This is a genomic window from Prauserella marina, from assembly GCF_002240355.1.
GTDB classification, from domain to species: Bacteria; Actinomycetota; Actinomycetes; order Mycobacteriales; family Pseudonocardiaceae; genus Prauserella_A; species Prauserella_A marina.
Window position 1 is genome coordinate 1141891 of sequence record NZ_CP016353.1, and the last position, 25381, is coordinate 1167271.

At 68.2% G+C, this 25381-nt stretch carries 26 protein-coding genes; 17 read left to right on the forward strand and 9 right to left on the reverse strand.

Annotation, left to right across the window (positions count from 1 at the left end; translation table 11 throughout):
* Positions 1 to 23 precede the first annotated feature (23 nt).
* A complete protein-coding gene (locus tag BAY61_RS05195) occupies positions 24 to 755 on the forward strand; it encodes a hypothetical protein (protein ID WP_091799122.1) in 732 nt (243 codons plus the stop codon).
* Between the two features lie 5 nt (positions 756 to 760).
* Here BAY61_RS05195 and sigJ read toward each other — a convergent pair whose 3' ends face one another.
* The gene (gene sigJ / locus BAY61_RS05200; RefSeq protein ID WP_091799124.1) at positions 761 to 1660 is read right to left on the reverse strand and encodes an RNA polymerase sigma factor SigJ; all 900 of its coding nucleotides are present in this window, start codon (positions 1658 to 1660) and stop codon (positions 761 to 763) included.
* A gap of 116 nt (positions 1661 to 1776) precedes the next feature.
* On the opposite strand from sigJ, the gene BAY61_RS05205 reads away from it, so the two are divergent.
* Positions 1777 to 2256: a nuclear transport factor 2 family protein gene (locus BAY61_RS05205; protein ID WP_091800664.1), complete on the forward strand. Its 480-nt coding sequence runs from the start codon at positions 1777 to 1779 to the stop codon at positions 2254 to 2256.
* A 14-nt stretch (positions 2257 to 2270) separates the two neighbouring features.
* On the opposite strand, the gene BAY61_RS05210 is transcribed toward BAY61_RS05205, so the two are convergent.
* The 3 genes from BAY61_RS05210 to BAY61_RS05220 form a co-directional block, all read right to left on the reverse strand.
* Complete coding sequence (locus tag BAY61_RS05210) at positions 2271 to 3272, reverse strand: agmatine deiminase family protein (RefSeq protein ID WP_170140083.1); 1002 nt, start codon at positions 3270 to 3272, stop codon at positions 2271 to 2273.
* Positions 3269 to 4081: an aminoglycoside phosphotransferase/kinase family protein gene (locus BAY61_RS05215; protein WP_091799130.1), complete on the reverse strand. Its 813-nt coding sequence runs from the start codon at positions 4079 to 4081 to the stop codon at positions 3269 to 3271. The genes BAY61_RS05210 and BAY61_RS05215 overlap by 4 nt, the downstream gene beginning before the upstream one ends.
* 96 nt (positions 4082 to 4177) lie before the next feature.
* Positions 4178 to 4780, reverse strand: a complete 603-nt coding sequence (locus tag BAY61_RS05220) for a TetR/AcrR family transcriptional regulator (protein ID WP_091799133.1) — start codon at positions 4778 to 4780, stop codon at positions 4178 to 4180.
* 117 nt (positions 4781 to 4897) lie between these two features.
* Here BAY61_RS05220 and BAY61_RS05225 point away from each other — a divergent pair, with 117 nt between their 5' ends.
* Positions 4898 to 5452, forward strand: a complete 555-nt coding sequence (locus BAY61_RS05225; RefSeq protein WP_170140082.1) for a dihydrofolate reductase family protein — start codon at positions 4898 to 4900, stop codon at positions 5450 to 5452.
* Between the two features lie 138 nt (positions 5453 to 5590).
* Positions 5591 to 8200, forward strand: coding sequence for a rifamycin-inactivating phosphotransferase (gene rph / locus BAY61_RS05230; RefSeq protein WP_091799138.1), 2610 nt, complete (start codon positions 5591 to 5593; stop codon positions 8198 to 8200).
* A gap of 26 nt (positions 8201 to 8226) precedes the next feature.
* Here rph and BAY61_RS05235 read toward each other — a convergent pair whose 3' ends face one another.
* Positions 8227 to 8976 (reverse strand): TetR/AcrR family transcriptional regulator, encoded by a 750-nt coding sequence (locus BAY61_RS05235; RefSeq protein ID WP_091799141.1) that lies wholly within the window; start codon positions 8974 to 8976, stop codon positions 8227 to 8229.
* A gap of 50 nt (positions 8977 to 9026) precedes the next feature.
* Between BAY61_RS05235 and BAY61_RS05240 the strand changes: the two genes are divergently transcribed.
* Complete coding sequence (locus tag BAY61_RS05240; protein ID WP_211323464.1) at positions 9027 to 10010, forward strand: NmrA family NAD(P)-binding protein; 984 nt, start codon at positions 9027 to 9029, stop codon at positions 10008 to 10010.
* Between the two features lie 45 nt (positions 10011 to 10055).
* Here BAY61_RS05240 and BAY61_RS05245 read toward each other — a convergent pair whose 3' ends face one another.
* Entirely contained in the window at positions 10056 to 11600 is a 1545-nt protein-coding gene (locus tag BAY61_RS05245) for a PucR family transcriptional regulator (protein ID WP_091799146.1), read from the reverse strand.
* 170 nt (positions 11601 to 11770) lie between these two features.
* Between BAY61_RS05245 and BAY61_RS05250 the strand changes: the two genes are divergently transcribed.
* Genes BAY61_RS05250 through BAY61_RS05260 form a run of 3 tightly spaced genes read left to right on the forward strand, consistent with a single transcriptional unit; the run spans position 11771 to position 13772 of the window.
* Positions 11771 to 13033 (forward strand): NAD(P)/FAD-dependent oxidoreductase, encoded by a 1263-nt coding sequence (locus tag BAY61_RS05250; protein ID WP_091799149.1) that lies wholly within the window; start codon positions 11771 to 11773, stop codon positions 13031 to 13033.
* Between the two features lie 32 nt (positions 13034 to 13065).
* Positions 13066 to 13311 carry a hypothetical protein gene (locus tag BAY61_RS05255; protein ID WP_091799152.1) on the forward strand — a complete coding sequence of 82 codons (246 nt, stop codon included), beginning with the start codon at positions 13066 to 13068 and terminating at the stop codon, positions 13309 to 13311.
* Positions 13308 to 13772: a GreA/GreB family elongation factor gene (locus BAY61_RS05260; protein ID WP_091799155.1), complete on the forward strand. Its 465-nt coding sequence runs from the start codon at positions 13308 to 13310 to the stop codon at positions 13770 to 13772. The genes BAY61_RS05255 and BAY61_RS05260 overlap by 4 nt, the downstream gene beginning before the upstream one ends.
* 15 nt (positions 13773 to 13787) lie before the next feature.
* Here the strand turns inward: BAY61_RS05260 and BAY61_RS05265 are convergent, their stop codons facing one another.
* Positions 13788 to 14474: a TetR/AcrR family transcriptional regulator gene (locus BAY61_RS05265; protein WP_091799157.1), complete on the reverse strand. Its 687-nt coding sequence runs from the start codon at positions 14472 to 14474 to the stop codon at positions 13788 to 13790.
* 83 nt (positions 14475 to 14557) lie between these two features.
* On the opposite strand from BAY61_RS05265, the gene BAY61_RS05270 reads away from it, so the two are divergent.
* From BAY61_RS05270 to BAY61_RS05280, 3 genes are read left to right on the forward strand one after another with little or no spacing between them, the layout of a single operon-like run.
* Complete coding sequence (locus BAY61_RS05270) at positions 14558 to 15538, forward strand: ABC transporter ATP-binding protein (protein WP_245865816.1); 981 nt, start codon at positions 14558 to 14560, stop codon at positions 15536 to 15538.
* Entirely contained in the window at positions 15531 to 16334 is an 804-nt protein-coding gene (locus BAY61_RS05275; protein ID WP_091799163.1) for an ABC transporter permease, read from the forward strand. Before BAY61_RS05270 ends, BAY61_RS05275 begins: the two co-directional genes overlap by 8 nt.
* 34 nt (positions 16335 to 16368) lie before the next feature.
* On the forward strand, positions 16369 to 17079 hold the full coding sequence (locus BAY61_RS05280) for a MerR family transcriptional regulator (protein ID WP_245865818.1): 711 nt from the start codon (positions 16369 to 16371) through the stop codon (positions 17077 to 17079).
* Between the two features lie 12 nt (positions 17080 to 17091).
* On the opposite strand, the gene BAY61_RS05285 is transcribed toward BAY61_RS05280, so the two are convergent.
* Positions 17092 to 17739, reverse strand: a complete 648-nt coding sequence (locus BAY61_RS05285) for a TetR/AcrR family transcriptional regulator (RefSeq protein WP_091800669.1) — start codon at positions 17737 to 17739, stop codon at positions 17092 to 17094.
* Between the two features lie 159 nt (positions 17740 to 17898).
* Here BAY61_RS05285 and BAY61_RS05290 point away from each other — a divergent pair, with 159 nt between their 5' ends.
* The 4 genes from BAY61_RS05290 (at position 17899) to BAY61_RS05305 (ending at position 23212) form a co-directional block, all read left to right on the forward strand.
* Positions 17899 to 19122 (forward strand): oxygenase MpaB family protein, encoded by a 1224-nt coding sequence (locus tag BAY61_RS05290; protein ID WP_091799167.1) that lies wholly within the window; start codon positions 17899 to 17901, stop codon positions 19120 to 19122.
* Positions 19123 to 19188: 66 nt separating this feature from the next.
* Complete coding sequence (locus tag BAY61_RS05295; RefSeq protein ID WP_091799170.1) at positions 19189 to 20409, forward strand: oxygenase MpaB family protein; 1221 nt, start codon at positions 19189 to 19191, stop codon at positions 20407 to 20409.
* Positions 20410 to 20415: 6 nt separating this feature from the next.
* Positions 20416 to 22716, forward strand: coding sequence for a molybdopterin cofactor-binding domain-containing protein (locus BAY61_RS05300; protein ID WP_091799173.1), 2301 nt, complete (start codon positions 20416 to 20418; stop codon positions 22714 to 22716).
* A gap of 10 nt (positions 22717 to 22726) precedes the next feature.
* Entirely contained in the window at positions 22727 to 23212 is a 486-nt protein-coding gene (locus BAY61_RS05305; protein WP_091799175.1) for a (2Fe-2S)-binding protein, read from the forward strand.
* A gap of 9 nt (positions 23213 to 23221) precedes the next feature.
* Here the strand turns inward: BAY61_RS05305 and BAY61_RS05310 are convergent, their stop codons facing one another.
* The gene (locus BAY61_RS05310; protein ID WP_143021335.1) at positions 23222 to 24037 is read right to left on the reverse strand and encodes a hypothetical protein; all 816 of its coding nucleotides are present in this window, start codon (positions 24035 to 24037) and stop codon (positions 23222 to 23224) included.
* Between the two features lie 222 nt (positions 24038 to 24259).
* Between BAY61_RS05310 and BAY61_RS05315 the strand changes: the two genes are divergently transcribed.
* Together BAY61_RS05315 and BAY61_RS05320 are read left to right on the forward strand one after the other, a co-directional pair.
* A complete protein-coding gene (locus BAY61_RS05315; protein ID WP_091799181.1) occupies positions 24260 to 24535 on the forward strand; it encodes a DUF3558 domain-containing protein in 276 nt (91 codons plus the stop codon).
* A gap of 60 nt (positions 24536 to 24595) precedes the next feature.
* A complete protein-coding gene (locus BAY61_RS05320) occupies positions 24596 to 25372 on the forward strand; it encodes an SDR family oxidoreductase (protein ID WP_091799184.1) in 777 nt (258 codons plus the stop codon).
* Positions 25373 to 25381: the final 9 nt, after the last annotated feature.

Below are 25381 nucleotides of genomic sequence, written 5' to 3' on the forward strand. Positions count from 1 at the left end.
CATCTGACCGTAAGGTGCGGAGTATGTCCGATGTGCGCATCAAACACGATGCGGATGACGAGAACGAGGTCCACGACGTCGCGACCTTCGCCGACCAGGCGCGCAACGTCGTCACCCCGGTGCTGCGGTTGCCTGAGGACGCGGCACTCGCGGTGGTCACCGCCTTCGCCGGGATCGTGCGCGCGGCCAAACGCAGCACGGCCGCCACGACGAGGGACCGCGACGGCATCGTGCGGTCCCAGGTCTTCGAGGAGGGTGACGTGTACATGCTGGAGTCACCCTTCGACGGGTTTTTCGCCGACCGCTACGTGATGGACTTCTACAACGTCACCGAACGCGGGGTCTGTTCTCGCATGCATCTGCACACCGGACTGAGGTTCGTGCGCATGATGACCGGTCCGGACACGCGGATCAGGGTCAGCAGCCTTTCCCCGTTCGAGGTGACCGACATTCCCGGCGTGACACCGTTCGTGCCGGAGGCTTTCGACGACGAATTGCCCGGCGCGCCGGAAGGCGTACGGCGCACTCGTCACAATCTCGTGGTGCCACCGTGTTCGTTCGTGGACATGCAGATCCCCAGGGGAGTCAGCCATCAGTTCAACGCCATCGGCGAGCACGCGGTGATCGATTCGGTTCACCCCGAGGAATCCGTCGAGACGTTCAGGGAACGGATGTCCGGCTACCGGATGATGGCGCAGACGGTGTTCCTCGCCGACGAACTGCCCCCTTCGGACTCGTGTGACTTGCGTGCCTGAGCTGCCTATCGCGTGGTCGCCGTCCATGGCCTGAGCTTCTCGGGGTTGCGGACGGCCCAGATGTGCTTGATCTTCTCGGCCGCGATGTCGAACGCGTACACCGTCACGGTGACACCGTCGTGCTGGGCGATGAGCCCAGGCTGACCGTTGACCGTGCGCTCCAGAAGCGTGAGGTGGGCTGCCGCGTGCGCGATCTCGACGCTGGCGTGCGCGATCCGTTCGCCGCCGTGAATCGGTTCGAGGAAGGCGATGACGAGACCCCCGCCGTCGGCGACCGAGGTGGCTTCCGGGTCGAGCAGGCCGATGAGCGCGTCGATGTCCTTGGCTTCCCACGCCGCCTTGAAGTTCCGCACGATCTCGGCATGCCGGGCGGCGGGAGGCGCTTCGGTCCGCGCCGCGCGGATGCGGCGGCGAGCCGAGGTCGCGAGCTGGCGGCAGGCACCAGGGGTGCGACCGACGATCTCGGCCACTTCCGCGAAGGGATAGCGGAACACGTCGTGCAGGATGAACGTGACGCGCTCGGCCGGGGTCATCGACTCCAGCACGACGAGGAAGGCCATGTTGACCGATTCGTCGAGGGTGACCCGGTCGGCCGGATCGCCCGCTTGCCCGCTGATCCACTCCCTCGGCTCGGGCAGCGGCTCGGGGATCCATTCGCCGACGTAGCGTTCGCGCCTTGCGCGGGCGGAACCGAGCACGTTGAGGCAGATGCGGCTCGCGACCTTGGTCAGCCAGGCGCCGGGGGAGTCGATGGCTTCCCGCTGCCGGGGAGTCATGGCGTACCAGCGGGCATAGGTCTCCTGCACGGCGTCCTCGGCGTCGGCGAGGGAGCCGAGCAGCCGGTAGGCGACGTTGATGAGCTGGCGCCGCTCGCTCATGACCGCGCTCAGGCCGGGAGAGTTCATACCGGTATGACCGGACAGCTCGCCGGAATGTGACGTGGGTCGTGGTCCCTCACATGCGCCGGCGCCGCGCTGTCGGACTGGTGAACGCCACGAATCCGACAACCTGGAGGACCAAGATGGCTGATCTCACGATCGTCGCCGACCGGATGGACATCGAGGTGCTGCGAGCGGAGCACGTCGACGCGCCCATGGTCGGCGACTACGACCGGTTCGCGTCGCTGTTCACCGACGACGCCGTGTGGCGGATCCCCTTCGCCGACGTCGAATTCACCGGGCGGAAGGAGATCAGAGCCGGGATCGAGCGATTGCAGAACGCGTGGGAGTTCTGGGTGCAGAACACGCATCCCGGCGCGATCCGGCTCGACGGCGACACCGCGACCGGCAGGGAGTACGTGTTCGAGACCGGCCGTCAGCGCGACGGCGGATCGGTTGTCATGTACGGCCTTTTCCACGACCGCTACGCGCGCACCCCGGATGGCTGGAAGTTCGCGGAGCGCGTCCTCGAACCCAGGTATCTCGACACCACCCCGCTGACGGGCGGCCCGCCCCAGGGGACCTGGAGCGACATCCAGCCGCCGTCGGCCGCGAAGCGGTAAGGGCGGCGGAGTGCTCAAGCCGGTTCGTCGCGGGTCGCGCAGTGGATGCCCCCGCCTCCGGACATCAGCACGTCGAGATCGAGGGCCACGACGTCCCTGCCCGGGTAGCAGTCGCAGAGGACGCCTGCCGCGTGGTCGTCCGCCGTCCGGTCACCGAAGCTGGTCATCAGCACCGCGCCGCCTGCGACGTAGTAGTTGACGTAGCTCGCCACGAATTGTTCCAGCAGTGCCGGATCGCCGACCCTGAGCTCGCCCGGCTCGGGCAGCGGGATCGTCGTGAATGGACGACCGTCCGCGTCGGTCGCCGTCGAGAGGGTCGCCAGTGTTCGTTCGGTGACGCGTTCCCAATCCGGGTCGGTGCCCGGCCTCGCCTGGTGCACGAGGACGACGCCGGGCCGGACGAACCTGGCAAGCCCGTCGACGTGGCAGTCGGTGATGTCCAGTCCGGGCGCTCCGTCCAGCCAGACGACCTTGCGGATGCCGAGCAGCGCGGCGAGTTCGCGTTCCACGTCCGCCTCGGTCGCGCCGGGATTGCGGTTCGGGTTGAGCAGGCAGCCGCGGGTGGCCAGCGCGGTGCCTGCCCCGTCCACCTCGAACCCGCCCTGTTCGATGACCATCGGCGTCGCGGTCCGGCGAACGCCCGCGTGATCGAGCAGTCGCCGTGCTACATGCTGATCATCCACAATGGACTGTCTACCGCCCCAGCCGTTGAATCCGAAGTCGACGCCGACGACTTCGTCGTCGTGCAGGGCGAAAGTCGGCCCGGTGTCCCGGATCCACAGGTCGTCGACAGGGATGGGGACGACCTTGACGTCGCGGCCGACGGCCACACTTGCCGCCTCGGCCTGCTCTGGCCTGGCAAGTAGCAGAACCTGTTCGTAGCGAGCGATGGTGCGGGCCAGCAGCGCGATGTCGTCGCGTACCGCCGGAAGCAGTTCGCCCCACACGTCGTACCGGGCCGGCCAGGCGAGCCAGCACCGGTCGTGTCGTTCGCTCTCGGCCGGCGTGGAGATCACCGGTCTTGCTCCCAGCATGCTCGGATCGCTTTGTGCAGTGTGCCGAACAGGCCGGTAGCGGCGAGTTCGGCCTCGGTGAGAGGAACCTGTGCCAGGTAGCCCGAAAGCAGCCGGTCGGCCATCCCCGGTTCGCCGGGACGGGCCTGCTCGGCGAACCGTTGCCAGCACACGAGATCGTGCAACAACGGGCCCCGGCTTGGGGCGCCCCAGTCGATCAACGCCAGTTCGCCGGTGTCCGCGTCGCGCAGCACCTCGGGTGCCGGATCGCCGTAGAGCACGCCGTGGCTCAGGCCGGTGAGTCGATCGAACTCGTGTATCCCGGCGAGTGCTTCGGCGAGTGCCGCGCCGGATGAACCGCCCACTCGGTCAGCTTCGGTGGCGTAGAAGTCGAGTAGCCCGCCCGCGGGCGGCACCTCGATCGCCTCACGCAAGATCGTGTGCACCCTGCCGAGCAGGTCGCCGCCCGATTCCGGTGCCGCCCAGTCGAACGGGGCGCCATCGACGAATTCGAGCACGGCCAGTGTCCACGAGCCCCGCCGCACCGAAACGCTCAGCGCGCCGTCACCGGTCGGCACCGGTGCGCCGGTGCGGATGCCCGCGCGGTCGAGTGCCGCCGCGATCAGCAGACCCGGTTCCACGAATTCGCGGGCGTCGAAGGTCAGTTTCGCGACGTGATTCCGGCCGCCCGCGTGTATCCGCCAGACTCGCGCGCGGTCACCGAGGTCGGTCAGTTCACTCTCGACCCGGACCGAGGGAAACGACCACGCCCGCAGCAACCGAGGCAACCGCGCGGCGATGTCCCTTCCCATGTCGTTCCTCCCTTTCCGGCAGGATCGTCGCACCTCGGTGCCCGGAATCAAACCGAGTTGACGGAGGCTGACCGCGCGCGAAGGGCGGGTCGCTCGTCAGGAGCGGCTCGACGGCGGGGTGATGGAGCTCAGGGCGGTATCGATCACCGTCGTCAGGCGCTGGGGGTCGGCTTCCGCGCGAGCGGTGACGTGCAGACCCTGGAGCAGGACGACGAGCAGCCGCGCTTGCGCCGCGCAATCGACATCGGCGGATATCTCGCCGGTGTCCCGTGCGCGCAGCAGAGCCTCTTCGATGCCCCGCTCCAGTGCGTGCAGCCCCGACTCGACCAACTCGCGTACGGGTTCGTCCTGTGGCGCGAGTTCGAGTGCGGAGTTGCCGAGCATGCAGCCCCGCCCCGGGGTGGCGCTCGCGGATTCCAGCACTTCCCCGAGTAGCGCGCGGAGGGCGGATAGGGGCGAAGCCGCGCCCGAGATCTCGGCCGCGGCTTCGCTTGCGTCGTTCACGTAGTCGCGCAAGGCCCGCAGGTACAGGTCGTGCTTGCTGCCGAAGGTCGCGTGCAGGCTTCCCGGTAACACGTCGAGTTCCTTGGCCAGCTCGCGCAGCGAGGTCGCCGCGTAGCCGCGCTGCCAGAAGACACCTTTGGCGCCTTCGACGACGTGGTCCTCTTCGAAGCCGCGTGGTCGGCCGGTTCGGGTCACGGTGACATCCTACTTCTTCTTGACCACTCGACCAAGAAGTGCCACAGTGTTCTTGGTCGGGCGTTCATAAAGTGAGGCTTCGACCGTCACGGTCCATTGCTCAGGAAGGAACAGCAGGTGCGTCGCATCTTCTCGCACATCAACGTTTCGCTGGACGGATACATCGACGACGCGGAAGGCAACATCGACTGGCACTTCGCGGACGAGGCGTTCCAGCGGTACCTGGACGAATTGCTCCAGTCGATCGACGGAATGGTGTTCGGCCGCGCCGCGTACGAGCAGCTCGCCGCCTACTGGCCGACGGCGGGAGACGAGGTCACCGCCGTTCAACGGTCCGCGATGCGGGAGCTGCCCAAGTACATCCTCTCCCGGACGCTCGAAACAACCGGCTGGCACAACTCCCACCTGCTCGGCGACGACCCGGTCGCGGCGCTCGGGCAGCTCAAACAGCAGCAGGGACGGGACATCGCCGTGTTCGCGGGCGGCTCGGCCGCGAGTCAGCTACTGCGATCGGGCGTGCTCGACGAGATTCGTCTCGTCCTCAACCCGGTACTGCTGGGTGAGGGGACGCCACTCTTTCAGACTCCATATCCGAAGAGCACCTGGCGGCTGGCGGGGCGCCGCGAGTTCGCCTCCGGCGCCGTGGTGCTCTCGTACGAGCGAGGGGAGTAATGCTTGCCTTTCCCCTTTCAGTTTATACCGGAATCGCGAACCTCATGAGGCGCTGAATTCTGATCCATACTGCCGGTCTCACACCGAACCGGCTAACGATGGAGCAGCGAATTGGGTCGCGAAACGGAATTTGGCGGCGTGCTGCCGCTCGAAGGTATCGGCACGGCGGACGTCGCTGACGTCGGCGGCAAGGCGGCGCACCTCGGCGAACTCTCACGCATCGAGGGCATCCACGTGCCGCGGGGCTTCTGCGTGACGACGGAGGCGTTCAGCGGGGTCATGGCAGGAGTGCCGTCGATCGAGGACCAGCTCGGTCGGCTGTCGCGTGTGGACCCGGCGGACCGTGCCGCGATCGCGGCACTGAGCGCGGACATTCGCCGCACCGTCGAGGGCGCCGCGCTGCCTGCCGCTCTGGTCGCGGAGATCAGCGAAGCGCTCGCCCCTTTCGGGGAGCGGGCGGCCTTCGCGGTGCGGTCGAGCGCGACGGCGGAGGACCTGCCCACCGCGTCCTTCGCGGGCCAGCAGGACTCGTATCTGAACGTCGTCGGCGCCGACGAGGTGATCCTGCGCATCCGGCGCTGCTGGGCATCGCTGTTCACCGCTCGGGCGGTGACCTACCGGCTGCGTAACGGTTTCGGTCAGCGGAGCGTGCGGATGGCCGTCGTCGTGCAGCGGATGGTGTTTCCTGACGCGGCGGGCATCCTGTTCACCGCGGACCCGGTGACCTCGAACCGGAAGGTCGCGACCGTCGGGGCCGCGTGGGGGCTCGGCGAGGCACTGGTGTCAGGAACGGCGAGTGGCGACGTCTACACGGTGCGCGACGACGAGGTGGTCGGCACGTCGGTGGCCACGAAACGGGTGGCCGTGCGCGCGGTAGCGGGAGGCGGCACAGAGCGGACACCTGTCGAACCGGAACGAAGGACGACACCGGTACTCACGGACGAACAGGCCGTGCGCCTCGTGCGGCTGGGACGACGTGCCGAGGCACATTTCGGCGGGCCACAGGACATCGAATGGTGCATTGTGGACAACGAGTTCCACATTGTCCAGAGCAGGGCGATCACGACGCTGTTCCCGCTGCCGGTGATCGAGGACGAGGACAATCACGTTTACGTCTCCGTCGGTCACCAGCAGATGATGACCGACGCGATGAAGCCGCTTGGGCTGTCCATGTGGTTGCTGACCACGATGGCCGAGATGCACGAGGCAGGCGGACGGTTGTTCGTCGATGTCGCTCCCTTGCTCGCCACGCGAAAGGGGCGCGAGGGCCTGCTGGGGACGCTGGGCAGATCCGACCCACTGACAAGGGACGCGCTGCGGGCGATCGTCGAAAGAGGCGACTTCGTCCCATCGCTTTCCGACGGTGCCGACAATGCCGATGACGGCAGGGCGCTTCCCGGCACCACGCCTTCCACCATCGAGACCGACCCGGCCATCGTCAGAGAACTGATCACGAGTAGCGAGGACTCGATTGCCACTCTGCGGCGCGAGATCGAGCCCCTTTCGGGACCGGCTCTGTTCGACTTCGTCCTGGCCGACATCGCGGAAATGAAGCGGATCCTTTTCGATCCGCGCAGCAATCAGGCGATCGCCGCCGCGATGGAGGCGACCTTGTGGCTGAACGACAATCTCGGTGAGTGGCTCGGTGAGAAGAACGCCGCCGACGTGCTCAGCCAGTCCGTGTCCCACAACGTCACCTCGGAAATGGGACTCGCGCTGCTCGACGTCGCCGACGTCATCCGGCCGCACGCCGACGTCGTCGCCTTCCTGCGGAAGGTGGCCGACGAGGAGCGCGAGGGCGAGCGCTTCCTCGGCGAACTCGAAGCGCTCGAAGGGGGAAGCCAGGTGAGGGAGGCCATCGCGGGGTTCCTCACCGACTACGGCATGCGCTGTCCAGGCGAGATCGACATCACCAGGACGCGCTGGAGCGAACGGCCCTCCATGCTCGTGCCCATGATCCTCGGCAACGTCGCCAACTTCGAACCCGGCGAGAGCAAGCGACGATTCGAGCTGGGGCTTGAGGAAGCACGCCGGAAGGAACAGGAACTGCTGACCCGGTTGCGTGCCGTGCCGGACGGCGAGGACAAGGCCGAGCGAACCAAGCGGATGATCGACCGCATCCGCACCTTCGCCGGATACCGCGAGTACCCCAAGTACAGCATGATCAGCCGGTACTTCTGCTACAAGCGGGCTTTGCTGCGGGAAGCGCGGCGTCTTGTCGAAGCGGGCGTGCTGCGTGCCGAAGAGGACGTCTTCTACCTGAAATTCCAGGAGTTCCACGACATCGCGCGCACGGGGAAGGCGGACGGCGCGCTCATCGAGGAGCGCGGAGCCGCGTTCCGGTCCTACGAGGCGCTCATGCCGCCGAGGGTCGTCACCTCTGATGGTGAGGTCATCGTGGGCGAGTACCGGCACGAGGATCTGCCGGAAGGCGCGCTCGCCGGACTGCCCGTCTCGGCAGGTGTCGTCGAGGGGAGGGCGAGGGTCGTCGTGGACATGGCGAAGGCCGACCTCAGGAAGGGCGACATCCTGGTCACCTCCTTCACCGATCCGAGCTGGACGCCGTTGTTCGTCGCCGTCGACGGCCTTGTGACGGAGCTGGGCGGCCTGATGACGCACGGAGCGGTGATCGCGAGGGAGTACGGCCTGCCCGCCGTCGTCGGGGTCGCGCGAGCCACTCGGTCGATCAAGGACGGGCAGCGGATTCAGGTCAACGGCACCGAGGGGTACGTCCGGATTCTCGACTGAGCTTTGCCGCGCCGGGCGCGGCGTGGTCAGCCGGCGAGCCGCCTCCTGTGGGCACGCTGGCGACAGGCTGGACCGCAGTAGCGGGGTGGCCTGCCGGAGGCTCGGATCCGCAGCCGCGCCCCGCATTCCTCGCAGTGTCGCGGGCCGTCCGCGGTTTCGTGACGCGGGTGCGGATGGTTGTCACGAAATCTGGCTGCTTCCGTGACGGCGGGCGCGCGCAACCCGTCCAGCAGGAGCCGGACGAACCGCATGCCGCGCGCGCGGTTGCGGTGTGCCGAGTACAGCGCCGCGCCGCCGGAAGCGAGCGCGACCAGGTCCTCGGTTCGCACGTCGGCACGGATCGCTCCGGCCCGTTCCGCGTTGCGCAGCAAGACGTCCAGCGCTTCGTCGAAATGCCGTTTCGCGGCGTCGAGCACCGCGTGCGGCCAGTCCCGGTCCGTGGTGAGCGCGTCGCAGGCGTTGTGCCTTCCCGCCGACGTTTCGATGACTTCGAGCAGGAATCCGAACAGCGCGTCACCGGGCGTGGCCCGGGTCCGCCACCGGTCCGCCGCGCGCACGAGACCTTCGATCTGTTCGGCGAGCACGGTCTCGACCAGGATTTCCTTGCTGGGAAAGTGCCGGTAGACGGTACCGGCGCCGACGTCGGCGCGCCGCGCGATCCGGCTGAGCGACACCTCCAGTCCTTCCTCGGCGAATACCCTCGCCGCGGTGCGCAGCACGATCTCCCTGTTGTGGCGCGCATCGGCGCGTCCGGCGCCTGCGGGGGACGCTGTCATGTCACGTAATCCTTGTTCGGGGAAGGCAACCGGGTTGACCATTCCGGATCATGCCAGTATCCACCAACCACGGAACGGACGTCATGACCGCTCGCAATGCCCTTGATCCCGGTTCCCCAGTCGTCGTCACCGGCGCCACGGGCAGACAAGGAGGCGCCACCGCGAGGCGGCTGCTCGCCGAGGGGCGCCCGGTGCGGGCCCTTGTCCGCGACGCGAGCGCTCCATCGGCAAGGGCGCTGGCCGCCGCCGGTGCTCAGCTCGCGCGTGGTGACCTCGACGATCAGGAGAGCCTGCTCACCGCCCTCGACGGTGCCGCCGCCCTGTTCGCCATACCGCCCCTTCCGTACGGGGCCACCGGAATCGAACCCGAACTCGAAGTGGCACGAGGCAAGAGGCTGATCGACGCGGCGACCGCGAAGGGTGTCGAGCAGGTGGTGTTCAGCACCGTCGCGTCGATGGCGGACGACTCGCCTGGCAGGGAAGGGAAAGCGCTGATCGAGCGATACCTGCTCGATCAGGTCGCGCTGCCCACCGTGCTGCGCCCGGTGCGGTTCATGACCAACTATCTCGGCTTCGCGGGCATCGGCATCGACGGCATCCGCCGAGGCAACGGCACCGAGTGCGTGCACCGGCACCTGTTCTCGCCGCACGAGCCCATGCAGGTCGTCGCGTTGGAGGACATTGCCGAGTTCGCCGCGCTGGCGTTCGCCGATCCGGCGCGGTTCGCGGGCCGGACGCTGGAACTGGCGGGCGATCAGCCGACGCCCGTCGAGGCCGCCGCCGCGATCGGTGACGCGATCGGCATCCCGGTCCGGTATGAGCAACTCACCGGCAACGAGGTCGCCGCGATCGGCCCTGACGTCGCCGAAACCCGGCGCCGCTGGCTTGCCGGAGACCGCTGGCACGCCGACATCGAAGCCCTGCGGGTGATCCACCCCGGACTGCGGACTCTCACCGGCTGGCTCGCCGAATCCGGCGCGGCGGCCATCCGCGAACATGTCGTTGCGCAAGGGGGCATGATCGCGAGCCGATGATTTCTCCGTCGGACCTCGTCCGTGCTTTCGCGACCGCGATCGTGTCTACTGTGGACTGACAGTGTGGTCGCCGATCGCGAGCGTGATGAGCATCGCGAGGCGTTTACGTGGATCGTCGAGGCGGAGGTCGGCGATTTCGGTCATCTTCTTGAGGCGGTAGCGGACCGTGTTGGGGTGGACGCCGAGTCGCCCGGCCGCGGTGGCGAGGTCGCCCTGCGCCTCAAGCCACGCGTGCAGTGTCGTCAGCAACCGGGCCGAGTGTGTCTCGTCGTACCTCGCCAGTTCCGCGATCGGGCCCCTCGACGGAATGCGGCCGACGGTCGCCGCGGTGCGCAGCCGCTGCAAAAGGATCTCGTCCCACGATTCGTCGTAACACACCGGGGTGGTGCCGGTGCGGGTCGTGTGGAGCGCGAGACTCTCGTCGGCCTCTTTCCTGCCAGCGGGCAGTTCGCCTGGGTCGGCGGGAGCGCCGATGCCGACCGCGAGCGAGACGTGGCCGGGCAGTCCACGGGCGAGTTCGCTGATCCAGCCGAACGCGGGCGCCGGATCGTCGTCGCAGGGCAACAGCGTGTAGACGGTGTTGCCGAACAGGGTCGTCCTTCCTGGACGCGACCAGCCGAAGCCCGTGGTGGCGCGCTCGAAAGCCAGCAGTACCGCCGCGTTGCGCTCACTCGTGTGCGCCTGCAACGCGATGACCCTGTGCTTTCGGGGAGGCAGGCCGAGCTTGCCGATGACGGCGGCAGCGTCAGGGGTCCCTTCGAGAAGCTGGATCACCAGTTCGCCCTCGACCTGCCGTTCGAGGTCCGCACTCACGCGGGAGCGCAGCAGGTGCAGCGCGACCGTGTGCGCGCCGTCGGCCAGCGCCCGTGTTCTTCCGGCGTCGAGCGGGGTTTCGGACGCGATCCACACCGAGCCGAGCAGTTCCCTGCCCGCGCGCACCGCGGCGACCGTGCGCCCGCGCATTCCGTGATCGGGGGCGTCGGCGACGAAGAGCGGTTCGTCGGAGGCCGCGAGGTGGGTGAACACGCCGCGCCGCTCGAACAGCGCCCGCACCGGGCCCGGCACCCGCCTGCCGAGGATCGTGTCGAGCCTCGCGGGGTCGGCGTCGCGCTGAACACTGGAATAGGCCATGACCCGGGAGAGCTGGTCCTCGATGGTCACCGGCGCGCCCACCGCGATGGCGATGCTGTCGGCGAGGGTGAACAGGTCGCTGGGACCTCTCCCGGCCTCCGTCTCCCTGCCCTCAAGCACCAGCCCGTACACGACGCTGGCGATCTGGCTCCACGACACGCGCGGATCGACGAGCAGCAGGCAGATCTCGTGCTCCTTCGCCAGCGCGAGGGCGTCCTCGGTGCCGGGTTCGCCGGTGCGCAGCAGGACCACCCTCGACCGTGCCGCGATTCCCAGTTCGACAGCATGGGCCGGTTCGGGAACGCCGACCGTCAGCAGCGCGTCGCCGACCGAAGGGCTGTCGGTGGCCGGATCGTGCATGGCGACGCTGTGCAGTTCGGCGTCGCGACCGCCGAGGTGGCCCGCGACCCGCACACCGTAGCCGCCCAGCACGTTGATCAGACGATCGAGCCTGACCATTCCACCGACCTGCCTCGCGTACTCGATATCAAGGGCGTCCCACGGATCCGTTCAGTGTAGCTGTCCGAATTGAACAAGCTGGTCGGCAACTTTTGTTCGTTCTGGACAACCGTGCCGTGGCTGTCTTCGCCCATGCTCACGGAGAAGGGTCCGGCACAGGGAAGGCGATCATGACGGGGCAGGGTTGGAGCGCGCGCGGTCCGAGGACGGCTGTCGTCGTCGGCGCCGGGGTGCTCGGGTTGTCCACCGCGTGGTTCCTACAGGAACGTGGTGTCGAGGTGACGGTCGTCGACCGTGCCGGTGTCGGCGCCGGTGCCTCGTGGGGGAACGCGGGCTGGCTTTCGCCTGCGCTGGCGCTGCCGCTCAACGAGCCGGGCGTCCTGCGGTTCGGGATCCGTTCCCTGTTCGACCGCGCGGCACCACTGCACGTGCCCATGACGCCCAACCCGGCTCTCTGGCGCTTTCTGCTGCGCTTCGCGGTGCGCTGCCGGTGGCCGGAATGGGAACGCGTCGCGAAAGCGAACCTCGCGCTGAGCGGCAAGAGCCTTGAGGCGTTCGACCAGCTCGCGGGGGCCGGCGTCGACGTCGGCGCCATGCAGGCTCCGGTAACGGCGCTCTTCGAGAACCAGAAGGGCGCGGCGGGCCTGATCGGTGAGCTTGAACGGCTCCGTGACGTCGGCCAGGACGTGTCCTATCGCGGGCTGACCGGTTCCGAGCTGGCCGACTGGCTGCCGCAGGCATCCGGGCGGATGGGCGCCGCCGTGCGAGTCGACGGGCAACGCTACGTCGACCCCGGCGCGTTCACCGCCGCCCTTGCCGACTCCGTTCGCGCGAGAGGCGGTGTCATCCGCAGCGGTTTCGAGGTCGTGGACGTGCGCCCGCGGCGCTACGCCGTCTCGGTGCGCTCAGCGTCGACCGGTTCGGTTTCCGCGCAGGTCGTGGTGCTGGCGACAGGGGCGTGGCTCGACGGTCTGTCCCGCCGTTTCGGGGTCGCGGTGCCGGTGAGGGCCGGTCGTGGCTACTCGTTCACCGTGCCGGTCGACGAACCCGTTCCCGGACCGGTCTATCTGCCGGGGATCCGGGTGGCCTGCACCCCGTACAAGGGGGCGCTGCGCGTCGCGGGAACCATGGAGTTCCGGGGTCCGGACGCCGCGATGCGGCCCGCCCGGATCGAGGCGATCGTCGCCTCGGCGCGCCCTTTTCTCTCCGGTGTCGACTGGGACCGGCGCACCGACGAGTGGGTAGGGCCTCGCCCGGTCACTCACGACGGCAAACCCGTCATCGGCGCGACGGCGGCGCCCGGCGTCTACGTCGCGGGCGGCCACGGGATGTGGGGCCTCACCCAGGGCCCCGTCTCGGGGCGATTACTTGCCGAGCAGATCACCACCGGCGACCCGCCTGGCGAACTGCGCGACTTCGATCCACTGCGTTGACCGGACAGGGAGCCGGGTAGGGAGCGGACACCATGAGTGACGACAGTGCCGACCACGAGCGCACGGACCCCGCCGAGACCCCGAACACCCCAGGCACCACCGAGAAGCCGCTCGCCGAAAGCGAGCGAGCCGAACTGGAGTGGCTGCGCCGCGAGAACGTGTTGCTGCGTACTCAGCGCACCATTCTCGAACGGGTCGCGGCCGGCTTCGCCGAGGACGCCAACGCAACGCTGCTCAGGCGCAATACGCCGGGCACCCCATTCGACGAGGAAAAATGATGAACGAGACCAAACGTGTGTGGCTCACCGCCGACGCCTACGACAGGGTCAGCAGTGAATACGAGGCGCTGTGCAGGCAGCGGGACGAGGCCGACGCGCCTGACGACGGGGAGCGCCTTGTCGACGGCAGGCACCTCAGGGCCCGGATCCGGCAGCTTGAGGACTTGCTGCACAACGCGGTGGTCGGCGAGACGCCGCCCGACGACGGCGTCGCCGAGCCGGGCATGGTGCTCACGGTGCGGCTGGACGACGATCCGGAGCCGGAGACGTTCCTGCTCGGCGTGCGCGACGGCGGGAAGGCGGACGAGCTGGAGGTGTACTCGCCGGATTCGCCGCTCGGCCGCGCGCTGACCGGGGCAAGACAGGGGGAGGAGCGGTCCTATGTCGTGCCCAGCGGTGCCACGGTGCGGGTGACGCTCGTGCGTGCCGTGCCCTACGGAAGCCACCAATCGGCCGGGTAGCCCTTCGCGCCGCGTTCAGGCGCTGTCCGGGTTGCCGATCAGGCGCTGTACCCGCTCGACGACCGGCAGTGGCAAGCCGCGCTCGCCCTGTTCGGGCGCGGTTTGCTCCGGCGAGAGCAACCTGCGTAGCCCGGTGCGCAGCAGCGTGCCGTCCATGGCGGTGATGCCGCTGAGCGTCAGCATGGACGCTCCCTGGTCGAGCGCGGCCATGAGGCGCGCGACATCGTCGGCAGCGAGAGTTTCGTCCTCTCGCACGGCTTCGGCCGCGACCTGCTGGTAGCTGTCGACCATGGCCTGGACGCGTCGGCGCAGCGCCTCGGCGAGGGTTTCGTCCCTCGCGGCGGTCGCGATGAACTCCAGTGTCGCGAGCCCGACTCCCCGCACCATCGTCGCCGCGTCCGCTTCGGGCGCGGCGGCCGTGTCGCGCGCGTGCTCGGCGGTGAGCGGGTCCCAGTCGTCGCTTCGCAGCGCTTCCAGGTTGTAGTCCATGACCGCGAGGAACAGTTCCGCCTTGCCGGTGAAATTCGAGTAGATCGCGCCTTTCGAGTACCCGGCCTCGGTGGCGATCGCCTCCAGGCTCGCGGCGTGGTAACCGTCCCGCGCGAACGCGTACAGCGCCGCGAGGACGAGCGCGTCCTTCGTCTCCCGCTTTCGTTCGGCGAGCGTCATCCGTACCCGGGGAGCCGTGCGGCGTTGATCCATTCCCGGATCATACCTCCAGCATGTAGATACTGACGATATCAAGATACCGATGGTATCTTGATTCCATTGGTATCTTGATGGAGGTGAGGAACGTGGTCCAGGGAGTACTTGAGGTCGAAAACCTCAGCAGACGATTCGGCGCCGTGGCCGCGAACGACGGCGTGACGCTGCGGGTGCGGCCAGGCGAGGTCGTCGGCCTGCTCGGGCACAACGGCGCGGGCAAGACCACGCTGGTCTCCCAGGTCGTGGGGCTGCTGCGGCCCGACGAAGGGGCCATCACCGTGGCCGGGACCGACGCGATCGCCGAACCGGGCACGGCCCGCCGGTGCGTGGCGTTGCAGGCCCAGGCTCAGGCACCGCTGGACGGGCTGACCCCGCGGACGGCGATCGAGATCGCGGCGAGGCTTCGCGGCATGTCCCGCGCGAAGGCCGCCGCCGCGGCGCGAGCCGTCGCCGAGGAACTGGACATCACCGAGTGGTTCGACCGCAGGGCGATGCCGGACGGCGGCGGGCTTTCCGGCGGGGTCCGCAGGCTCACCGCGTTCGCGATGGCCGCCGTGGCACCCGTACCGCTGGTGATTCTCGACGAACCGACCAACGACGTCGACGCGGCTCGCAGAAGGCTGCTGTGGAAGAAGGTCCGAGGTCTCGGCGACGCGGGAGCGGGGGTACTGCTGGTCACCCACAACGTGGCCGAGGCTGAGCGCGTCGTCGACGATCTGGTCGTACTCGACAAGGGCAAGGTCGTCGCGGCCGGTTCGCCGAGCGGGCTTCGCGGAGCGGGCGATCACGATCTGCGGCTCGAACTCGCACTCACCTCGGACGGTATCGATCCCTCGGAAACCGGTGCCGAGATCCCGTTCCCCGTCGCCCGGCGGGTCAGGGCGGGAAGGCGCGTGCTGCTGACCGTCCGCGCCGAGGACGCGGAGAAGGCCGTCGCGTGGGCCTCCGCCCAGCGCGAGGACGAGCGCGTCGAGGGCTACGCGCTGGCCCCGGTCACGTTGGAGGACGTCTACCTCGCCGTCACCGGCGGGAACAACGCGAAGGAGTCCGGCGATGCCTGAGCACACCGCGGCCGTCGAAACACCGTCCACTGTGGCTCGCGTGGCCGTGCCGCCGCGTACCGGCCTATGGACCACCTACGCGACCCTGCTGCGCTGGACGTTCGGTCAGACGGGGCCGATGCTGCCGTTCGTCATCGCCGTGGAGGCCCTGCTCGCCGCTGGGATCATCATCGGTTTCGGGTTCCTCGTTCCCGGTATCGACACCGCGTCGGCCCAGTTCCTCTCGACCGGCGCGCCCACCGTGCTGCTCATGGTCGTGGGACTGGTCATCGTGCCGATGGGCGTCGCGCAGGCGCGCGCGAGCGGCACCTTCACCTACCTGCGCGCGCAACCGGTGCCCCGGCAGTTGCTGTTGCTGGCCGATCTGACCGTGTGGCTGGGCGTCGCGCTGCCCAGCATCGCCGTCGCCATGATCGTGGCGTGGCTGCGCTACGACTTCGGCTACGTCTTCGACTGGCCGCTTCTCGTCGCCACCGCCGCACTGACCTCGGTGACCGCGGCCTCGGTCGGTTATGCGATCGCCGTGGTCCTTCCTCCGTTGCTGACCCAGATCACCACTCAGGTACTGGTGTTCTTCGTGATGCTGTTCTCGCCGGTGACCTTTCCCGCGAGCCGCCTGCCGGAGTGGTTCCAGACCGTTCACGACTGGCTGCCGTTCCGGCCGGCAGCGGATCTGCTCCGCGCGGGACTGATCTCCGACAGCTACACAGCGAGCTGGCGAGATCTCGCGGTGCTGCTGGTGTGGTGCGTGCTCGGGTTCGCGATCAGTCTCCGCGCCGTCGTGCGGCGGGCTTGACCTTCGAGCGGGGTCGAAGGTTTACCTTCGGGGAATGGGCAGCATGATGCGGATTTCGCAGCTCGCCGAGCGCACCGGAGTCCCGGCGACGACCCTGCGGTTCTACGAGACCGAGGGACTGCTTCCGGCGAAGCGGACCGCGGCCGGTTACCGCGCCTACGACGAGCGGGCCGTCGACCGGCTTGCCTTCATCGGTGCCGCGAAGCACCTCGGGTTGCCACTGGAGGAGATCGCCGATCTGTTGCCGCTGTGGGAATCGGGCGGGTGCGGACAGGTCAAGGCCGGTCTGCGGCCACGGATCACGGCCGGGATCGCGCGAGCCGAGCGGCGCGCGGAGGAACTGGCGGCGTTCATCTCCACCGCCCGCGGGGCGCTGGAAGGGCTCGAAGCCCTGCCGGACGACGAAGGCCCGTGCGGTCCCCGGTGCGCCTCGCTCGCCGATGGCGAGCGCTGGCGAAGCGCGCCGGTGGCGTGCTCGCTCACCGGTGCCGAGGTCGCCGAGCGCGCCGGACAGTGGGAAGCGGCGCTGTCGGGAGCCTGCCACGAGCAGACCTTCGACGGCGTGCGCCTCGTCGTACCCGCCGAGCGCGCCGCGCGCATCGCCGAGCTCGCCGCCTCGGAACAGCGGTGCTGCCCGTTCTTCGACTTCCGGCTCCACCTCGACGGTCCCGTGCTGCGGATCGAGGTCCGCGCGCCAGCCGAAGCGGCGGCGCTGCTGGCCGAGTTGTTCGTGTCCCCGGCCTGACTCCCGGGCTCCCTACCCGGGCGGGAACAGCATCGGGACGAGGAACCTGCGGGCGACGTCGCGCACCTGGTGTTCGTCGTCGAGGTCGACGAGCAGGCTCGGCGTGACAAGGAACGACGCTGACAGCCGCACCATCAGCTCGGCCACCAGATCAACGTCGACGCCGGAGGCCACGTTGCCCGCGCTCTGCTCGCGGCGGAGCTGGCCCGCGACGAACTTTCGCACCGTGGCCATGGTCTGCCCGCCGTCGCCGACCATGGAAGGGATGACGACGTCGGGCTCGACGTCCATCAGGCCACCGATCAGCGGGTTGCCGCGAATGGCCCGCAACGCGCTCGCGAAGCCGATCGTCACGCGATCGGCGACGTTCTCGGCCCGCTCGATGTCGATGAGGAACTGGTCGAAGTAGCGGCGGAACTCGCGCCGGACGACGTGTTCGACAAGGGCGTCCTTGTTGGCGAACCTGCGGTAGACGGTGACGCGGGAAACGCCTGCCCTTCTCGCCACATCCTCCATAGTGGACTTTCGGATTCCGGTGCGGCGGAACTGATCGTAGGCCGCGGTGAGCAGGCGCTCGGTGGTCTCGTCGTGATCGTCGGCGCGCTCGGTGGCTTCCGCGAACGCGCGATCCAGCAAGGACTCCGATTCCGAGGACGCCATGACAGCGGACAGTACAGGTTCCACGGTTGCCTTTCCTGATCGAACAATCGAAGCGCGACGTCTGGTCTTTTCTTCCCGTCTGTGGTCTCCTTGATACAAGGTTCCACGCCGTGTATCAGAGTATCAACTGGGGTTTCCTGGCTCAAGGAGGAGTCCGGCATGGAAGAGCTCAACAGGCGTAAGGCACTGAGAGTGGGCGGGGCGTTCGGCGCGCTCGGCGCTCTGAGCGTGACGGCTCCCGCACAGGCACAGTCGCTGTGGACCTGGTCGGCGCGAGGCTCCGTCGCGGGTGCCGGAAACGGCGCCGATCCAAGGTGGGTATGGGATCCCGAAGCGGATCCGCTCGTCGCTTCACTGCTCGACCGGGGTGACGTCCCCGCCGTCAACAAGCTGTTGCGGACGTGGACTCGCAACGACCAGCCCCTTCCCGAAGGACTGCCGAACGACCTGCGGGACTTCATGGAGAACGCGCGCCGTCTTCCGTCCTGGGCCGACGAGGGCAAGCTCGCTAAAGCGGTGGATTTCAACGAGAAGCGCGGCCTTTATCTCGGCGTGTTGTACGGGCTCGCGAGCGGCATGATGAGCACGGTCATCCCGAAGGAAGCCCGCGCGGTGTATTACTCGCAGGGCGGCGCGGACATGAAGGACCGGATCTCCAAGACCGCCAAGCTGGGCTACGACATCGGTGCCCGCAACGCCTACCGGCCCGACGGCGAGATGATCGTGACCTGCGTCAAGACGCGGCTGGTGCACGCGGCCGTCCGGCACCTGCTGCCGCGGTCGCCGTACTGGTCGGGCGCGGCCGACGAGGACATCCCGATCAGCCAGCGGGACATGATGGTCACCTGGCACAGCCTGCCGACGACGGTCATGCAGAAGCTCACCGCGTGGAAAGTCCCGATCGCCTCGGCCGAATCCGAAGGTTTCCTGCACTCGTGGCAGGTGGGCGCGCACCTGCTCGGCATCATGGACGAGTACATCCCCGCCTCGTGGAACGAGGCCAACGCACAGGCCAAACAGGTGCTCGACCCCGTGCTCGCCCCGACGCCGGAGGGAATCCGGCTTGCCGAGATCCTGCTCAACCTCGGCGCCGAGATCGACGCGGGCATCCTCAGCAAACCCGTTCTCGGCGCGTTCACCCGATTCATGCTCGGCGACCGGATCGCGGGCTGGCTTGAGATCCCGAGGGAACCACTGTGGGATCCGTTGCTGCGCACGGCATGGGGGCCGTTCGTCGCCGTCCGCGAAGGTCTGCTGCCGTTCCCGCTCGCGCCGGAGGCCTACTGGACCTTCGACGAGTTCCTGCGAAGGGCGGCGCTGCTGTTCCTGTCGGAGGCACGGCCGATCAGCATCGAGATCCCGGAAGGCAACCGGCCCTTCTGACCCCGCACGGCACCACCGTTTCTCACGCTCGATTCACGAATTTCCGGCTCGGAGAGGAGTCAGCACATGGCGAGGCTCAGCAGGCGTTCGGCGTTGATCTCGGGTGGCGCGCTGGGGGCACTCGGCGCGCTGGGGACGAGTTCGCCCGCACAGGCGCGCTCGCCGCTGCGGTGGACGTGGCAGCCAAGCGGCTCCGTCGCGGGATCGGGGGCCGGTGCCGACCCCCGCTGGGTGTGGGACGAGGAAGCCGACCCGTTGCTGGCTTCACTGCTCGACCGTGGCGTCATCCCGAAGGTCAACGAACTGTTGTGGAACTGGGAACGCAACGAGCAGGCGCTGCCTGCGGGGCTGCCATCGGATTTGCGGGACTTCATGGAACACGCCCGCCGGATGCCACCGTGGGCCGACAAGAACAAACTCGAACGCGCGGCTGAATTCAACAAGAGCAGGGGGATCTACCTCAACCTGTGCAACGGTCCGGGCGGCGGCATCCTCGCGACCGCCATTCCCAACGAGGCCCGTTCGGTCTACTACTCGGCGGGCGGCGCCGACATGGAGGACCGGGTCGCGAAGACGAGCCTGTTCGGGTTCGCCGTCGGCTCGCTCGACGCCTACCGGCCGGGAGGCTCGTGTGTGATCGAATGCGTCAAGACCCGGCTCGTGCACGCGGCGGTGCGGCATCTGTTGCAGCAGTCTCCACATTGGAAGGGCGACATTCCCATCTCGCAGGAGGACATGCTCGTCACCTGGCACACGCTGCCGACCTTCGCGATGAGGAAGATGCGGGAGTGGAACGTTCCCATCAGCAAGGCGGACTCCGACGCGTACCTGCACGTGTGGCAGGTGACCGCGTACTTGCTGGGAATAAAGGAAGAGTACATTCCGGCCGACTGGGAAGCGGCCTACGCGCAGTCCGACCAGATCCTTCCCCGCAACATGGGCCCGACCCCGGAAGGCGTCAAACTCACCGACATCCTGCTCGGCCAGCTCGCCGAGCAGACCAGTCCGGCGAGCATCAGCCGTCCACTGTGCAACGCGCTCGCGCGCTACCTCGTCGGCGATCAGGTGGCCGACTGGGACGGCATCCCGCGCGAACCCGTGTGGGACAGGCTGCTTCCGCAGATGTGGCCGCTGCTGGTGAGATTCCGTGAGGGGCTGGTGCCGTTGCCGCTGGTTCCGGAAGCCGCGTGGACCATCGACGAAGCTCTTCGCCAGTACATTCTCTTCTACCTCACCAAAGGCAAGGAGACGAAGATCGAGATTCCCACGCACAACCGGCCGGAGTGACGCGGGATGCGGCACGTCATCGGCAGGCGGCGGTTTCTCGGCTACGTGCTGGCCGCCCCGACACTCGTCGCGGCGGCGGAGTTCGGCAGGACACCGGCGGCGCAGGGAAAGGCCGGTGTTCCGGGATCGCTCGGATTGCCGTCACCGGAGATCACCGACGTCGTCGACCTCAACGACATGATGACCCTCGCGGCATTGCCGACGGCCAACCTGATCACCGTCGAGGTCGGCGGGGACGGCACCGTGTCGTTCGCGTTGCCGCGAGCCGAGGTGGGGCAGGGGATCACCACCTCGACGGCCATGCTGATCGCGGAGGAACTCGGCGTCCCGGTGCCGAAGGTGCGCGTGACGCTGGCCGACGCGCGGCCGGAGCTGGTATTCAACCAGCTCACCGGCGGTTCCAACACGACGATCTCGACCTACGTCCCGGTCAGGGTCGCCGCGGCCGTGGCACGGCTGCGGTTGTTCGAAGCGGCGTCGGCGAGACTCGGTGTCCCGGCCACGCGACTGGAGTCGCGCGAAGGGATCGTCTCCGTCCCCGGCCGCGCGGGCGGTATCGGTATCGGCGAACTCGCCGTCGCGGCGGCGAGCGCCCGCACCGAACCGGTCACCGTGGAATTGCGCCGCCGCGAGGCGTTCACGGTCATCGGAACACCGCACAACCGGGTCGACGCGCTGGAGGCGGTCACCGGGCGCAAGGTCTTCACCCTCGATCTCGACATTCCCGGCGCGTTGCCGACGATGGTGTGCAGGGCGCCGACCATCAACGGAAAGCCGGGTGCGGTGGCGAACCTCGCCGAGGTCCGCGCGATGGAAGGGGTCACCGACGTCGCCGCGATCAGCACCGGCGTCGCCGTGCGCGCGAGGACGTTCGGGCGCTGTATCGACGCGGTTCGGGCACTGCGGGTGTCCTGGAAACCTGGTACCGCGGAAGGCAAATCCGACGACACCGTGCTCGCCGAGCTACGGGCCGCCGAACTTCCGCTGGCCCCGAAACCACCGCTCGTCGGCGCGGTGGAGGGCAGGTTCACGTTCCATTTCCGGGGCAACAGCGCGCTCGAACCGAACTGCGCCATCGCCGACGTCCGGCAAGGACGCGCCGAGATCTGGTCGTCGCTCAAGTCGCCCATCGTGGCCAAGCAGGCCATCGCGGCCCGGCTCGGGTTGCCGCAGAACGCGGTCACCGTGCACGTCACCGAAGGCGGGGGTTCCTTCGGGCGCAAGCTGTTCTTCGACGCGGCACTGGAAGCCGCCGAGGCGTCCCGGAAGTTCGGCAAGCCCGTCAAACTGATGTGGCATCGCGCCGACGACACGAGACAGGGCCGCACCCATCCCATGGCCACCTCGCGAATCCGGGCGACCTACGTGGGCAACACGGTGACCAGCTTCGGCCAGCGGCACACCAGTGTCTCGACCGATCTCGGCCACGGCCTCGGTGAGATCATCACGGCCACGGCGGCGCGACTGCCGGTCGGCGACATCGGTTTCGCCGAGACGTTCTTCCAGCTGTCCCAGACGATGTCCTACGACTTCGGGCTCAGCACGCGGTTGCTCGCCGAGACGGATCGCGGCTTCAACACCGGCAGTATGCGCAACGTCTACTCGCCCGACGTGACGTGTGCGAGGGAACTGATCGTCGACCAGCTCGCCGCGAGAATGGGAAAGGATCCCTACGAGTTTCGTCGTGACTTTCTGAGGGACGCGCGCTCGCGCGCGGTGCTGGAGCGAGCGGCGGAAGCGGGCGGCTGGGGCGCGCCGGAACCGGAGGGCATCGCGCACGGCATCGCTTTTCACGCCGAGTACAAGTCGGTCAGCGCGTGTTTCGTCGAACTGGATTGCCGTCCCGAGACCGTCGAAAGGCCCGTCCGCGACGGAGTCGCGGGACCCCGCGTCACCAGGGTCGTCTTCGCCGTCGACACCGGCCTCGTCGTCAATCCCCGTGGGCTGCGAGCGCAGATGATGGGCGGCATCATGGACGGCATCGCGCTCGCCCTGACCTCCAGCCTGCACCTGCGCGAAGGACACTTCCTCGAAGCGAGCTGGGACAACTACTTCTACACGCGACAGTGGAACACCCCGCCACGACTGGACATCATCGTCGTACCGAGCGCGAGCGACGAACCGGGCGGGGCGGGGGAACTCGCCGTCGCGGCCTCCACGGCGGCCGTCGCCTGTGCCTACGGCCGTGCGACGGGGACCATGCCGACGAGTTTCCCCGTCAACCACGCGCGGCTTTCCTTCGAGCCCAAACCTGCTGTCCCGCCGGTTCCCCCTTCGCCGACGGACGGGATTTCCCATGCCTGGTAAGGAGAATCGCGTGCCGGAACACACCTTCCGCGTCAACGGCGAGCAGGTCGTCGTCGACGTCGCCGACGAAGAACGCCTGCTGTGGGTACTGCGGGACATCCTCGGCATCACCGGGCCGAAGTACGGCTGCGGCATCAACGTGTGCAAGGCGTGCACGAGCCATCTCAACGGCCGGGCCGTGAATCCCTGCGCGATACCGGTCGCCGACCTGCGGCCGACCGACGAGGTCACCACCATCGAAGGGCTCGCGGCGACCTCGGGCGAGCAGCTGCACCCGATGCAGCGGGCGTGGCTCGATCACGACGTCGCCCAATGCGGCTACTGCCAGCCCGGCCAGATCATGGCCGCCGTCGCGCTGGTGCGCCGGGCGGCGGCCGAGGGAAGGGAGATTACCGAGGCCGATCTCGACGGCCTGCGCAACATCTGCCGCTGTGGCACGTACTTCCGGATCAGGGAAGCCATCAAGGACGGTGCGAAGAGGATGTCCGAAGCGTGAACGCGGGGCTCAGCTTTCGAGCTTCGCCTCGATCGCCTCGTACACGGTCGTGATGTACTCCCCGGTCGTCCACTCGGCGATCTCCTCGTCGGTGAACGGCAGCTCTCTGCGGCTTTCGATCTCCTCCTCGCTGAAGCCGGTCGAACCGTTGCGCTCCCGGCTCTGGGAGGCGTCCCTCGCCATTCTGACCTCCCGGTCCATCGGGTAATCGACGGTCACGAACAGCGCGTAGTCCTTCGTGCGGATGGCGGCGAACGCCGAACCGTCGTACACCCCGGCGGCGTTGATCGCGTAGGCGTGGCCCTCTTCCCACGGGCCTTCGATGGCCTCGTCGAGGAACGGAGTCAGGGCGTCGTTCTCCTCACGGTTCGTGCGTTGCGGACCGGGTTCCAGCTCTTCGTAGTATTCGGTCCACTTTGCCAGGCGTTCCCGGTAGTACGCCTCGACTCCGCTCCTGGCGGGTTCCTTGCCGTTGTACACCGCGATGGCGACGTAGCCCTTGTAGTCGTTGCGCGCGTCGGGCACCTTGATGATCGGCTCGGCCTCGCAGTCGAAGGTGTTGGGTGTCCTCGCGTTGCCCATCGGCATATAGGTGGGGCCGAATCCGAACTCGGAGGACGACATCCGTTCCGCCGCGAGTTCCGGCTGCACGGTCGGGCAGAACTCGTCCTGCCAGGAGCCGATCACCTGGGCCCTGTCGCCACCCTCGCCCGAGCCTTCGGCGCCGGTGCCACCGCCGGTGCCCGGCGAGCCGCCACAGGCCGCCAGCAACAGGCCCAGCGCGCTCACTGCCGTGGTGCGGCGAAGCGCCGCTCGTATCGTCATCGTCGAGATCCCCATGTCGTTTTCGTGAACACCGGAGCACTCCGGGTACGGGCCGTTCCCGTAGACCAGGATCACGGGGCGGCTTTCCCCTGGCTTTCGCGGCGAGGAAAGTCGCCGCACCGGTGGTCGTGGCCGGATGTGGCACGACCGAGGTGCGAGGAACCGCGGCGATGCCGTCAGCCGTCGAGGAGAACGGGCCTGTCCGCGTACGGGCGGCACGGTGTGGAAGAACCTCCGCGAGGTGGCATCGCGACCGCGCTTCGCCAGCTGGACCCAGAGCAGTACGCCGAATTCGAGGAGCTGGAGGTCGACGGCCAGAAGGCCGTTGTCTTCAAAGCGGAGGCCGACGACCGTAGCTGTGTCGTACTGGCTGCGATGGACGAGCGGACGACGTTCGCCGTGCGGACCGTCTACGAGCGCGACGCGACCGGCCGGAGCCAGGGTTGCTCGCTCGCGGTCCAGTTCGCCGAAGAGTTCACTCCGAGCACCACCACGTGATCGTCGGCCGTGGCGGTTACGGTGGGGGCGTGAGGCCGAGCCACCCGAGGAAGGCGCCCGATGGACATCAAGGACTTCTCCCTCGACCTGTTCTCGCTGCGTGGCCGTAATGCCGTCGTCACGGGCGGCAACACCGGTCTCGGCCGTGCCTTCACCGTGGCGCTGGCCAAGGCAGGGGCGAACGTCTTCGCGCCGAGCGTCGCCGACGACGGCGGCGAGACGCTGGGGTTGGTCGAGGAGGCTGGGACGCGCCTCGAAACGATGGAGATCGACCTCACCGAGCAGGACGCGCCCGAGCGGGTCGTGCGGTCCTGCGTGGACACCCTCGGCTCGGTCGACATCCTCGTCAACTCGGCGGGCGTGTCGAAGCTGGCAGCCGTCGACGAGTTCGGCCGCGACGAGTGGGACCCGATGGTGGCGTTGAACCTGACCGCCCCGTTCGAACTCGGCAGGCTCGCCGGACGGCACATGGTGAACCAGGGCCACGGCAAGATCATCAACATCGCCTCCCTCTTCTCCTTCCTCGGCGGCCGGATGTCTCCCGCCTACGCGGCGACCAAGCACGGCATCGTCGGCTTCACCAAGGCCTACTGTGACGAGCTCGGCGCCCACAACGTCCAGTGCAACGCCATCGCGCCCGGCTACTTCGCGACGCCGCTCACCGAACGGACCCGCTCCGACCCCGCCACCAATCAGCGGGTACTCGACCACATTCCGGCCGGTCGCTGGGGAGAACTGGGTGACCTGATGGGCGCGGTGGTGTTTCTCGCCAGCAGAGCGTCGGACTATGTGAACGGGCACGTCCTCACCGTCGACGGCGGCTATCTCACCCGGTAACCCGAAGCC